The organism is Polaromonas sp. P1_F1 (assembly GCF_056405795.1).
This window is the reverse complement of the sequence record NZ_JBFUBJ010000003.1, coordinates 17047-29686: the sequence shown is the minus strand read 5'-3', so window position 1 is coordinate 29686 and position 12640 is coordinate 17047. Positions and strand designations below refer to the sequence as shown.

The window sequence follows — 12640 nt, the reverse complement described above, 5'->3', positions numbered from 1 at the left end:
AGTTTCCCCATGAAATGCAACGTATCCGGTAAGCACGCTGTGCTGCTGTTGGCAGCCGCGCCCCTGTTCGCGGTCCAGGCGGCTGATCCGCTGCCGGTTGATATCGGCACCATCCTCCGGCAGGTCCAGCCGTCCCAGCAAGCCGTCCCATCGCCCCGCGGAGAAAGGCCGCCCCTCAGCAATGAGGGGAATATCCCGCCGCCACCTGTGCGTCCCGCCGTGACGGTGGATGTCAAATCGATCAACATCATCGGCAACACCCTGTTTGAGACAGCCACGCTGCATGCACTGGTGGCCGATGCTGAAGGCAAAAGCCTGACGCTTGACCAGCTCGACGAAATGGCGGGGCGCATAGGCCAGTATTACCACAGCAGGGGCCAGACCTTTGCCCGGGCCGTGGTGCCTGCGCAGGTGATCCAGTCGGGCGTTGTTCGCTTTCTGGTGGTCGAGGCGCGCTACGGCAAGGTCGGCGTCAACAACCAGACGCGCGTGAACGACCTGCTGCTGCAGGCGACGGTAGCGCCGCTGCAAAACGGGCAGCCAGTCGACCAGGCCCTGCTGGACAAGTCCCTGCTGTTGCTGTCGGACATACCCGGCGTGGTGGTGCAGGCAACCTTAAGACCCGGCGACGGGATGGGCACCTCCGATCTGAGTATCGATACCACGCCCGGCCCGGCGGTTTCAGGAAGCCTGGTTGTGGACGACTACGGCAACAGCTATACAGGAAGAGCCCGCCTGGGCGGTACGGTGTACGTCAACAACCCTTTGAAGCATGGCGATGTCCTGAGCCTGAGCGGCCTGAATTCCGGGAAGGGGCTGAGCTACGGACGGGTGGGCTACGAATCATTGTTGAACGGCCAGGGCACCCGCGCAGGAGCCGCCTATTCCTTGCTGGATTACAAAATTGGCGGGTCTCTTGAGATACTTGGCGCGCATGGTTCCGCCGAGACCGGCAGCCTCTGGGGCAAGCATCCGCTGGTGCGAAGCCAGACGGTCAACCTCTATGGACAGATTCAATACGACACGGTGCAGTTGCGCGAGCGTGTAGACGTGGCGGGAATAAAAACAGACCGGCATCTCGACTCCTGGACGTCGAGCCTGACCGGGGACTGGCGGGACACCTTGCTGTCCGGCGGCATCAATACCTGGAGCCTGGGATGGACCCGGGGCAGGGTGGTTTTTGACGCTACAGAGGCGCAGCTGGACGATGCGGCCAGCGCACGAACGCAGGGCTGGTTTTCAAAGGCCAATCTGGGCTTCTCCCGCTTGCAGCGCCTCGGGCAAAACAGCACGCTGCATTTTTCATGGGCAGGCCAGTGGGCAAACACCAACCTCGATTCGTCACAAAAAATGTCCGTGGGCGGGCCCTATTCGGTGCGTGCCTACGATGTGGGTGCGTTGTCGGGTGATACGGGTTACCGCACAAGCGTCGAGCTGCGCTACGACCTGGGGCAGGTTGTCGGCGGCAAGCTCCAGGCGGTGGCGTTCTGGGACGGTGCCTACCTGAAAGTCAATCAACGACCCTGGGTGACAGGTGCCAACAGCGCAACGCTCAGCGGAGCGGGGGTTGGCCTTGACTGGACCGGGCTCAACCAGTGGCGGGCCCGTGCCTACCTGGCCTCGCCCCTGGGGTCGACACCCGAGCTGGTCAGGACGACAGATTCAACGCGTATGTGGACCGAGGTCGCCTACCGGTTTTGAAGGCTGCGCTGCTCGTGCCCATTCCTGGCTTGTCGTGCGGGGCTGTCAAATCGCGTAGCCCTGTAGTGCTATTAAATCAATAGCTGCTTGCGCTTTACCTGTATGGGCTACAACCTATTTTGTTGTAAAAATCAGATGCCCGCAGGCTTCTTGAGCGTCAGCATCCTGTCCTGGGCCTTGAGCACAATGGTTTTGACTTCTGCACCCTGCAGCACCGTCAGCCTGACTTCCGCGTCGGGTGCGGGCCGGTCCCACAGCTTTTTATAAAAAGCTTCGAGCGTGGCCACCTTGGCGTCGTCTACTGCCAGCACCACGTTGCCCGCCTCCAGCCCGGCCAGGTCCGCAGGGCTCTCCTTGCTGACCCGCAGGATCTGTATGCGCCCGCCCTGGTCATTGGAGGTGATGCCGAGCCATGGCCTGCGGCTTTTCATGCTGGCGCCTGAACGCTGCAGCTCCGCGAGGATGGGACGCAGCAAATCCACCGGCACAAACATATTGCCCGGCAGGCGGCGGTTTTCGCCTGTGGCATCGGACACCAGCAGCGAGCCTATGCCCATCAACTCACCTTTCTGGTTGAAGAGCGGGGCGCCGCTGTGGTTGCCGCCACTGGCCATGATAGGTGGGCTGGTGAACAGCGCCGATTCGATGTGGTATTCCCAGCTGCCGGAGAACGCGCGCCGGCTGACCAGCCGGGTCATGCTCACGTCGCCGTCCTCATCAGCCTGCGGGCCGGTGACGGCCATCAGCGGTTCGCCGGGCTGCAGGTCTTTACCGTTGCCCAGCGCTGCCACGCCCACACCGCGCAGTGGCAGCAAGGGGCGCAACAGCCCGAAGCCGGTAGCCAGGTCATAGGCAACGGCGCGCGCCGGCAAGGTGCGGTTGTCTTGCGTCACGATCTCGATGTGTTCGGCTTCCAGCATCAGGTAGCCGATGGTGAGGATGAGCCCGTCCTGGTTGATTTGCACACCTGAGCCGGCGCGGCGCAGGCCCAGCGTTTCGGCCGAGCGTGCATCTTCCATCGCCGTGACCTTGACGCCGACCACCGCCGTTGTAGCGCGGGTTAGTGCGTCCATCATGGCCTGCGCCGCCGGGGGCTGCACAGTGGCCGCGTGCGCGGTGCTGGCAAGCCAGGGTGTGCCGGACAGCAATAAGCTTGAAAGGAGGATGTAGAGCCGCTGACGCAAGGTGCACATGACAGACTCCTGAACGGCAGGAACAATCCCAACCACAGCTCAAGAATGCACGTTAATAAATGGCGTTACAAGCGGTAAGGTCAAAAGAATCTTGAGAAGCGTGTAACAAACAATCAGCTCATTCATTGCCCCAACCCGCCAAGTCTCATTTGTTGACCTCAGCAGGCTCCCCAAAAGGAGGGGAAAAGGGGAAGGGGTTGTGAAAAATTTCTAGTCAGCGAAGTAGCACCGCACAAGGTTCAAAAGCAATATCTATTTCCAGTGCTTTGGAAATGTCTAAGTAATTAGTACCTAAATCGATATGGAAAATAAGGTAACTGCTGCCGCAAATTCTGTAGATTGCGATACAGTTCGGAACAAATAACAGGGGGAGGCCCCGCTACAGGCGCCTTGGGACATGACAAACAACAAAGCTTATCGAATGCGTCAGGATGACCGCGCGGACTTGCATCCCTTTGCATGTGTGGCGACAACAAACTATGGATGCGGGAGCACACAGCAGAATGCACGCTGACCTGGCTTTGAAAATGATGTCGGACCTATTCTGGATGGGATTCCTGGTGTGCCTGCCCGTTCTTGGCTTGACCATGCTCACAGGTTTGCTGATCAGCATTGTTCAAGTGGTTACGCAGGTGCAGGAGATGTCCCTGACCTTTGTACCCAAGCTGATGACGGCTGGCATTGCGCTTGTCGTGTTTGGCCCCTGGATGTTGCGCAAGCTCAGTGCTTACTTTACTCAGCTGTGGGCAGGTATTCCTGCCATGTTTTAGCCCAGGTCGCCACGCGTGATTGCTGAACTTGGAGCCGGATGGTCTTGGGTTTCCCAGAAATGGGCATTGCCACCTTTGGAGGCGGTGATCCTGCTTTCGATACGGGTTGCCGGTGTTTTTATCCTGACGCCAGTTTTCTATGCCATGCCCATACCGACGACGGTGCGGGTGTTGATGCTGCTGTCGCTGTCGTTCATCATTGCGCTGGGGTTTACACCGGTCGGAAGCGGCCATATCGCCAATCATGCGACGCTGTTTACGTCCGCACTGGCGGAGCTCGCGCTGGGCGCGACGCTCGGGCTCGGTGTGCTGCTGGCGTTTGCGGCCTTTGATGTCGCCGGGCGGATTCTTGACATCCAGATCGGGTTCGGCATCGCGCAAGTGTTCGATCCCGTCACTCGGCGGCAGGTGCCGATCCTGACCTCCGCCTTCAACACATTTGCCGTGCTGCTGTTCTTCCTGCTGGCCGGCCATCATGCTTTGCTGCGAGGCATCGCATTCAGCGTTGAGCGGTTTCCCGTGGCAGCGCAGTGGTCGGCTGCCTACGGCCTGGTCGCGATGCTCAAACAGGTGAGCGCCTTGTTCACGCTGGGATTTGCCCTGGTCGCGCCCGTGGTTTTCTGCCTCTTCATGGTTGAAATGGCGCTCGGCGTTGTCGCGCGAAACCTGCCGCAGATGAATATGTTCGCCATCGGCATTCCCGTGAAAATCGTTGTCGGGCTCATCACGCTGTCCCTGTGGTTTGCCGGCGTAGGTGGCGTCATGACGCGGGTTTACCGCAGCATCTACACGACCTGGGATTCCATGTTGTCCCAGGATGCGTCTCAAAGCACATTTGCGCCGGGAGCCGTCCATGGCCGATGAGCAAGACCTTGACCGCAATGAAGCGGCGACGCCTCACAAGCTTCTCAGGGCGCAGGAAAAAGGGCAGGTCGCCAAAAGCCCGGAAGTCATTTCGGCGCTGGTGTGGACGGTGGCTTCCGTTTACCTGACATGGAAGGGCTGGGACAGCGTCAGGGACCAATTCGTTTTCGACCAGAGCCTGTTGCTTCGCATCGCTGGTCTGGATCCCAATGGCGGAGCGCTGTGGCCTCTTGCATCCCAGGTGGTCAAGGGGGCAATGATGCAGCTGCTGCCTTTTTTCGCCGTCATCATGCTCACCGCCGCGCTGGCCAACCTGATGCAGACAGGGCCGATGTTCACCACGGATCCCCTCAAGGCGGATTTCGACAGGCTCAATCCGGTCAACGGGTTCAAGAAAGTGTTTTCGATGCGAACCCTGTTTGATGCGGCAAGGGCCTGCATCAAGCTGATGCTTCTTGCCGGTGTTTCCTGGTTCGCGCTCAAAAGCCTGGCGCCTCACTTCTTTGGCGTGGCCGGCCTTTCACCGCTGGCTTACCTGCGCACCTTGCTCCAGGACGCGGCCTCTTTGAGCATGAAGATGGCTTTGATTCTGGTGATGATCGCCGCCGTGGACTGGATGTACACACGGCGCGAGTTCTCCAAAAAGATGAAGATGAGCCGCAGGGAACTGAAAGACGAATCAAAAAACCGGGAAGGTGATCCTCGCATCCGTGCGCGGCTCAGGGAGCTGCGTCGGGAAGCGCTGAAGCGCACACTAACGGTGCGCAACACAAAAAATGCCGATGTGTTGTTGACGAATCCGACGCATGTGGCGGTCGCCTTGCGCTACAGGCATGGCGAGATGTCGTCTCCGCAGATGGTGGCCAAGGGCGCCGGCCGGGTCGCAGGAGCCATGAGAAAAATAGCGAGCGAGAACAACATCCCCATCGTGCAAAACCCCGTTCTGGCCCGCAGGCTCTTCCGCGAGCTTGCTGTGGAACAGCATGTGCCCCAAGCCATGTATGCCGAAGTGGCGCGAATCATCGTCTGGGTCTTTGCCATGCGCGAACGCCGGCAGGGGATGGCCGCGACATGAAAGCCCTGCAGGGTTTCCTCACCAAACACAGCGACATCGTTATGGTGCTGCTGGTGCTGGGTGTACTGGTGGTATTGTTCGCGCCCATCCCGAGCCCGCTACTGGACTTCCTGATCCTGCTGAACTTCAGCTTCGCGTTTTTGATTCTGATGCTGACGTTCTACATGGCGCGACCTGTCGAGTTTTCGACGTTCCCTTCGCTGCTGTTGATTGCCACCCTGTTCCGGCTGTCGCTGAACGTCGCCGCCACCCGCCTGATTCTTTCGGACGGCGACGCTGGCCGGGTGATCGCCGCTGTGGGCTCCTATGTTGTTGGCGGGAACTACGTGATCGGCCTGATTATTTTCCTGATCCTGATCGTCGTCCAGTACGTGGTGATCACCAGCGGCGCTCAGCGCGTCTCCGAGGTGGCCGCCCGATTCACGCTGGACAGCATGCCCGGCGCGCAAATGAGCGTGGACGCGGATCTGAACATGGGTTTCATTGACCAGGCCGAAGCGCAGCGCCGCCGCAAGAACATCGAGAAAGAGGCGGCTTTTTACGGCGCGATGGACGGCGCAAGCAAGTTCGTTAAAGGCGACGCCATCGCGGGCATCCTGATACTGCTCATCAACATTGTGGGAGGCTTGCTGATCGGTATCATGCAGCGCGGCCTGCCGTGGGGTGATGCGCTCAAAACCTATACCCTGCTGACCATAGGCGATGGCATCGTGACCCAGGTGCCGGCGCTGGTCATTGCCCTGGGAACCGGGATCATTGTTACCCGTTCGGCTTCGGATGCCAACCTGAGCAAAGAGGCTTTGCGGCAGATCACCTCATTTCCCAAAACATTGCTGCTGGTGGCTACAGCCCTGGCGGGCCTGTTGATCCTGCCTGGTATTCCTGCGGTCCCCACGCTCATACTGCTTTGTCTTTCGGGGCTGGGCGCCTGGATGGTGTATCGCGGGGCGCATACCGGTGCCATTGCCAGGGAAGAAGCGGCGGCGGGCCAGGAGGGAAAATCGGCTGACGGCAGTGACGCTGGCGGCAAGGACGATCCCTATGCACACCTGACCGTTGAACCCATCGAGGTCCAGGTGGGTTCCCGCTGGGTTCCTCTGGTGAACGAAAAGGGTGGCTCTTTCCTCGAAAGAATTGCCGCCTTCCGCCATCAGCATGCGCAGGAGCTTGGGCTGGTCTTGCCACGCATACGCTTCAAGGATGCACCGCGCCTTGGGCCGGACCGATACGAGATTTACCTTGACGGGGCCCTGAGTGCCAAGGGTGAGGTTCGCGCGGACCACCTGCTTGCCATTCATCCTCAGGGCGACGTGACAGCCATTTCCGGAGAAGTCACGAAAGACCCCACCTACGGCCTGCCGGCCGTTTGGATAGAAGAGTCACAGCGGGATGCGGCCACCCGCGCCCGGTTCACGCTGGTGGATGCCTCCAGCGTTTTCATGACGCACCTCACCGAGGTCTTGCGGCGCGAATCCTCCACACTGCTGACACGGGCCGAAACCGACCGCCTGCTGGGCCGGGTGCGCCAGAACCAGCCCGGCCTGGTCGAAGAACTTGTGCCGACAGTCCTTTCGATCAGCGACGTGCAAAAGGTGCTGCAGAACCTCCTCAAAGAGAAGGTTTCGATACGGCATATGGAGGCGATTCTGGAAACTCTCACGGACGCTGGCCGGCAATCCAAGGAGACCGGCTACCTGACGGAGGTTGTGCGCCACAGGCTGGGTTCCGCGATATGCCAGGGCTTGCTCGGGGAGGCCAATGCGTTGCACGTTCTCACACTCGACCCGGCCATTGAAAGTCGCTTCATTCAAGGCGTGCAAAATTCCCGTGCCGAGGGTTCCAGCCAGGCCGCGGGTCAGTTCGTCCTGGAACCGCAAATGGCCGAAAAATTCATCGGCAAACTGGTGCAGCAAGCGGAAAAGATGATGAAAAGCAATTTGCTGCCAGTGCTGCTCTGCTCTCCCGAGCTTCGCCGGCACGTGCGTGCCTTGTCCGAGCGGGTAATGCCGCATCTGCGTGTGCTGTCCATGGCCGAGATCCCGCACAACATCGAACTCAAGTCGTATGGTGTGGTGAGCTTTTAAGCAACCCGTGCATTTTTGTCCTGCAACTCAATCCGAACCATGACCAATATTCTCTCCGTCGCTTTGCAAAGCATGCACCAGGACAGCATCCGTCTTGAAAGGGTCGGCATGAACCTGGCCAACGCCTTGACCATAGGCTACAAGCGGGAGGTCGTTTCGGTCCAGCCCACCCCCTATTCCCAACTCGGCGCCTCCTTCTCCGCGCAGGTCGATGCGTTGTCGCAGCAGGTAGACGCGACCGGCGGCCTGCTGAAAACGCAGACGGACCTTCGCCCCGGCACACTCAAGTCCACCGGACAAAATCTGGATCTCGCGTTGGACGGAGACGGCTTCTTTGAGGTCTCAACGGCGTCCGGCCCGGCCTACACGCGGCAGGGTTCCTTCCACCTGGACGGTCAGGGGCGGTTGGTGAATGCCCAGGGACACCCGGTGATGGGTAAAGGCGGCGCCATCTTTTTGACGACACGCAATCCCTCGATTGATTCCAGGGGCTATGTATTTGAAGGCCCCAAGTCCGGAGCAGCCGGCATTGCCGCCAACCGCTTGTCCGCGCAAGAGCCGGTGGCCCAGCTCAAGGTGATGCAGCTAGAGGCGTCGCAGACGCTCCGGCATCTCGGGGAGGGGCTTGTCGCTTCGGAGAGTCCGGCCGGCATGATGAACGATGTCGATGTCCAGGTACGCCAGGGCTTTCTCGAAAACTCCAATGTTTCGTCCATGCAGGAGATGGTGCAACTGATGCAGACGATGCGGCATTTCGAGTCGATGCAAAAGGTCGCGACAGGTTACGACGAAATGATGGGGACAGCCATTCGAAAGCTCGGCGATCTTGCCTGAGCCCGTTTTCACTACACACAAACCAGAGGAGTTTTATGTTCGATGCGCTCTATATTGGTGCGACCGGCATGCAGGCCCAGCAGATGAATGTGGACACGATCGCCAACAATCTGGCCAACGTCAACACCACGGGATTTAAAAAAGGCCGACTGACGTTCTCGGATCTGGTCACGCGTTCGGCCGCGCCGCTCCCTTTGGCGAATGCCGGCGCGCCGCAGGGCCTCATGGATGCGGTTACGAGAGTGGGGGCGGGCGTTGGCATAGGCGGCATGGCCAAGCTTTTCGACATGGGCGACCTCAAGAAAACGGAGTCCGCGTTCGACGTTGCAATTGAAGGTGACGGCTTCATGGAGGTGACTTTGCCTGATGGGTCACAGGCTTATGCGCGCGGCGGCACGCTGAGGGTCAACAAGGAGGGCCTGCTGGCAACCCAGGCAGGCTATGCGCTGAAACCTGGCCTGAGCATTCCCGACAATGCGCAGGCCTTGCTGATCGACACGGATGGCACCGTGCGGATCCGTTTGGCGAATCAGGCCACGCCTGTGGAGATCGGGCAGATTGACCTGGTGCGATTCTCCAATCCGCAAGCTCTGTTGGCGCAGGGGGACAACCTCTACCGGCCGACCGAGGCCGCCGGCGACCCGGTCGTCGGCAAACCTGGAGAAGAGGGCTTGGGGCGGATTGCCCAGGGATTTCTGGAAGGCTCCAACGTCAAGCTGGTCGACGAGATGGTGAACCTGATGATCGCGCAGCGCGCTTATGAAGCCAGCGTCAAGGTTGTGCAGGCATCCGACGAGATGCTCGGCATGGTCAATGCGCTGCGCCGCTAAGAAAACACTGATGCGTGGTGTTCGCTTTTTTGGGTTCCTGCCTTCCGGTGTCGAGGCGGCGGGTCTCTGCCTGCTTGCGCTCTGGGCGGCTCCCGCGCAGCCTCTTCAGGCACAAACCGCTGCGAGCATGGCGCGTATCAGCCTGCCGGAGCATGTGCAGGTCAGCCACAGCGACGTGCGCTTGGGCGACGTTGCCAGCCTTGCCAGCCCGGACCCGGCGACCTTGCGGCGCCTGATGGCTTTGCCGCTGGGCCGCGCGCCGCGTGCCGGCCAGTCCTTTGTCCTGGAACGGGATGTCCTTGCCCGGTGGATACGGGGTCACGCGGGCCTTCAAGGAGATCAAATCACCTGGCAGGGCGCTGCGTTCACTGACATCAGCCTGCGCAGCCGCGACATACCCGGCGAGGATATCGTCGCCCTCGCGGACAAGACACTCCGGCAGCAACTGCGCGGCCAACTACCGGCCGGCACTCGCATCGAACTGCAGCCGGTGACCGTGCCGCGCGACCTGGTAGTCGCCGATGAACTGGTGGAGATCAATCCCCGTGCTCAGGGTGCGGCGGCACTGGCTTCCAGAATGACGGTCTGGATCGATGTGGGCAGTGCTGGCAGAGTGCAAAGATCGGTGGCGGTCGTTTTTGAGGTTGTGGTCTACGGGCCGGTGGTGGTTGCCACCAGAGACATTCCCGCAGGTGCGTCCCTCCTGGCGGGCGATGTGGAGCTGCGTGAACAAAACATTGCCGCAGCCGCAGCTTCGCAGAAAAATCCGGCGCGCCAGTTTTCTGACGGCCAGCGTTTGCGCCGCCCGATTCGGGCCGGCGAAACCTTGACGGCGGCCCACACGGAAGCCGTTCCCGATGTGGCGCGCGGGAGCTGGGCCGTGCTCGAAACGCGCCAGGCCGGCCTGAATGTGCAGAGCCGTGCGGAAGTGCTGCAGGACGGCCGCGCCGGCCAGATGGTTCAAGTCAAGCCCGTCAATGCTACGGCCAGTTTGTTAGCCCGGGTCGCAGGCCCGGGCCGTGTGGAGATGTACCCATGATTTTTTCAGCTTCCAAACCTGGCAATGAATTGCGGAACAACTTTGCAGCCGCGCGCCTGGCCGCGTTGGGGCTGGTGCTGTGCTGCTGGGCCTGCCTGTCGCATGCGCAGGGAGTCAGCCTCTACGATGAAAAGACTTATCGCCCCTTGACGGCCGACAACAAGGCCTTTCGCGTGGGAGATGTCCTCACCGTTCAGGTGTTTGAAAACTCCAGTGCCAGCAGCAGCGCGGACACGGACACCCGAAGAAAAAACAGCCTGTCGGCGGACCTGAGCCACCGTGGTGAAAGCAAAGCCCAGACGGGCGTCAACGTGGCCAGCGACTTTGACGGCGGGGGGCGCACCCAGCGCGCCAACCGGCTATTGGTCACGCTGTCGGTGACGGTTCGCGAGATTTTGCCTAACGGCGACATGGCAGTGACGGGCGAGCAGATGCTGACGGTCAACCAGGAACCGCAACGCGTCACGCTCGAGGGGCGCGTGAGGCCCGTGGACGTGTCCGACGGCAACATCGTTCTTTCCACGAGATTGGCCGACGCGAAAATCACCTATGTCGGCGAGGGCGATATCGCTGAACGCAACCAGCGGCCCTGGTGGCGGAAATTGCTCGATTGGACAGGGTTTTGAAAATGGCGCTCACTTCATTTCTGCAGTCGAGGTTTGTCTCCCGGCTTCGTATCATTCCGGTACTCATTTGCTGTGCGCTCTGTCTGGTGGCACCGGCTTCGCATGGTCAGACTGGCCTGATCCGAATCAAGGACTTGGGCAAACTCCAGGGGTGGCGAGACAACGCATTGACGGGTACCGGCATCGTGACCGGCCTCGCCGGAACGGGCGACTCACCGACGAACCGGGCCACCCGGCAGGCATTGTCCAATGCGATGTCCCAGTTCAATCTCAGCGTGCCGCCTGAACAGATCCAAAGCCGGAATGTGGCTGTCGTCATGGTCAGCGCTTCGCTGCCGAGTTTCGCCCGGCCCGGCGACACATTGGACATCACGGTGTCTTCGACAGGCGACGCACGCAGCCTGGTGGGCGGCAGCTTGTTGCAAGTGCCGTTGAAAGCGGCGAACGGCCGTGTCTATGCACTGGCGCAGGGGCCGCTGTCGGTTGGAGGCTACCGTTATGATTCCAACGGCAACGTGTTGCAGAAGAACCACCCGACAGTGGGAGCGGTGCCCAATGGCGCGACCGTTGAGGTCGGCACGGCCAAAGCCCCCATGGAGCCCGGATCCACCGGCACCGCCATTCCCAACGTAACCTTCCTGCTTGCCGAGCCGGACTACACCACGGCGAACCGGATTGCGTTGGCCATCAACACCCAGCTGGGTGCCAACCTGGCCCAGGCGCGCGACGCCTCAGGCATCGACATCGATGTGCCGGAAAGCCAGCGCGGCAGCCTGGTAGCTTTCCTGTCGCGCCTGGAGTCCGTCACGGTCGAGCCCGACAGGCGGGCCAAAGTGGTGATCAACGAACGCACGGGCACAGTCGTTGCGGGCGGGGATGTGCGCATCGCCAAGGTAGCCATCACCCATGGTGATTTGAAGATTGCCATCACCGAGCAGAACGGCGTTTCGCAACCCTTCTTTATCGGCGAGGCCGGGCCGGGCGTGCGCACCGCCTTGGTTAGCAATACCCGGATCGACGTGGATGAGCGCAACGGCCCGGGTTTTGTGGCTGGCGGAACCACTGTGACAGACCTGGTCCAGTCGCTCGCCAAACTAAAGACCAACACCCGCGACATCATCTCGATTCTGCGGGCCGTCAAGGCTGCCGGCGCCCTGCATGCCGAACTCGTCGTCCAGTAGTTCCGACGTCTACACCAGAGGTACACCCATGTCCAACAGTATCGAATCCATTACGACGGCCGCGCTGTCATTGGCGCTTGACGCGGCTTCGGCAAGGCAGCAAGTCATTGCCAACAACATCGCCAACGCGAATACGGAAGGCTTTGTGCCGCAGGCCCTTGACTTCGAGGGCCAGCTTGAACAGGCCCGCAGAGCCCTGCGCGAACGCGGCCGGCTCGACGAGGCGGCGTTGGGAGACATGAAGTTCCGGCAACAACCGATGCTGCGCATCGACGGCCAGCCGGCGCGCGTAGAGCTGGATGTCGAGGTGGGGAACATGGCCCGTAACGCGGTCCAGTACCAGGCGCTGGTGAAAGGGCTTTCGCGCCACCTCGCCATGCTTTCGTCGGCAGCGACGGAAGGCAAGAAATAGTTCGACCGATCACTCACGTATTGGACCTGCA

General features: G+C 60.7%; 12 protein-coding genes. 11 read left to right on the top strand and 1 reads right to left on the bottom strand.

From position 1 onward, the window contains the following. Positions 1 to 9: 9 nt before the first annotated feature. On the top strand, positions 10 to 1701 hold the full coding sequence (locus tag AC1DZE_RS09455) for a ShlB/FhaC/HecB family hemolysin secretion/activation protein (protein ID WP_477699974.1): 1692 nt from the start codon (positions 10 to 12) through the stop codon (positions 1699 to 1701). Between the two features lie 131 nt (positions 1702 to 1832). On the opposite strand, the gene AC1DZE_RS09450 is transcribed toward AC1DZE_RS09455, so the two are convergent. After that, positions 1833 to 2894, bottom strand: coding sequence for a S1C family serine protease (locus tag AC1DZE_RS09450; RefSeq protein ID WP_477672597.1), 1062 nt, complete (start codon positions 2892 to 2894; stop codon positions 1833 to 1835). Between the two features lie 503 nt (positions 2895 to 3397). On the opposite strand from AC1DZE_RS09450, the gene AC1DZE_RS09445 reads away from it, so the two are divergent. The 10 genes from AC1DZE_RS09445 to flgB all read left to right on the top strand — a co-directional run bounded on the left by AC1DZE_RS09445 (position 3398) and on the right by flgB (position 12609). Beyond that, positions 3398 to 3664 (top strand): flagellar biosynthetic protein FliQ, encoded by a 267-nt coding sequence (locus AC1DZE_RS09445; protein WP_477669657.1) that lies wholly within the window; start codon positions 3398 to 3400, stop codon positions 3662 to 3664. 84 nt (positions 3665 to 3748) lie between these two features. Continuing rightward, complete coding sequence (locus tag AC1DZE_RS09440) at positions 3749 to 4528, top strand: flagellar biosynthetic protein FliR (RefSeq protein WP_477700094.1); 780 nt, start codon at positions 3749 to 3751, stop codon at positions 4526 to 4528. Then, positions 4518 to 5603: an EscU/YscU/HrcU family type III secretion system export apparatus switch protein gene (locus AC1DZE_RS09435; RefSeq protein ID WP_477669655.1), complete on the top strand. Its 1086-nt coding sequence runs from the start codon at positions 4518 to 4520 to the stop codon at positions 5601 to 5603. The genes AC1DZE_RS09440 and AC1DZE_RS09435 overlap by 11 nt, the downstream gene beginning before the upstream one ends. Next, positions 5600 to 7687, top strand: a complete 2088-nt coding sequence (gene flhA, locus AC1DZE_RS09430) for a flagellar biosynthesis protein FlhA (protein ID WP_477699973.1) — start codon at positions 5600 to 5602, stop codon at positions 7685 to 7687. Before AC1DZE_RS09435 ends, flhA begins: the two co-directional genes overlap by 4 nt. 39 nt (positions 7688 to 7726) lie before the next feature. Further along, positions 7727 to 8521, top strand: a complete 795-nt coding sequence (locus tag AC1DZE_RS09425) for a flagellar hook-basal body protein (RefSeq protein ID WP_477669653.1) — start codon at positions 7727 to 7729, stop codon at positions 8519 to 8521. 35 nt (positions 8522 to 8556) lie between these two features. Continuing rightward, entirely contained in the window at positions 8557 to 9351 is a 795-nt protein-coding gene (gene flgG, locus AC1DZE_RS09420) for a flagellar basal-body rod protein FlgG (RefSeq protein ID WP_477669652.1), read from the top strand. Positions 9352 to 9361: 10 nt separating this feature from the next. Beyond that, positions 9362 to 10390, top strand: coding sequence for a flagellar basal body P-ring formation chaperone FlgA (gene flgA / locus AC1DZE_RS09415; RefSeq protein WP_477669651.1), 1029 nt, complete (start codon positions 9362 to 9364; stop codon positions 10388 to 10390). After that, complete coding sequence (locus AC1DZE_RS09410) at positions 10387 to 11016, top strand: flagellar basal body L-ring protein FlgH (protein ID WP_477669650.1); 630 nt, start codon at positions 10387 to 10389, stop codon at positions 11014 to 11016. The genes flgA and AC1DZE_RS09410 overlap by 4 nt, the downstream gene beginning before the upstream one ends. A gap of 134 nt (positions 11017 to 11150) precedes the next feature. Further along, positions 11151 to 12197: a flagellar basal body P-ring protein FlgI gene (locus AC1DZE_RS09405; RefSeq protein WP_477669649.1), complete on the top strand. Its 1047-nt coding sequence runs from the start codon at positions 11151 to 11153 to the stop codon at positions 12195 to 12197. A 28-nt stretch (positions 12198 to 12225) separates the two neighbouring features. Then, positions 12226 to 12609, top strand: a complete 384-nt coding sequence (flgB, locus tag AC1DZE_RS09400; protein ID WP_477669648.1) for a flagellar basal body rod protein FlgB — start codon at positions 12226 to 12228, stop codon at positions 12607 to 12609. The last annotated feature ends 31 nt before the right edge of the window (positions 12610 to 12640 follow it).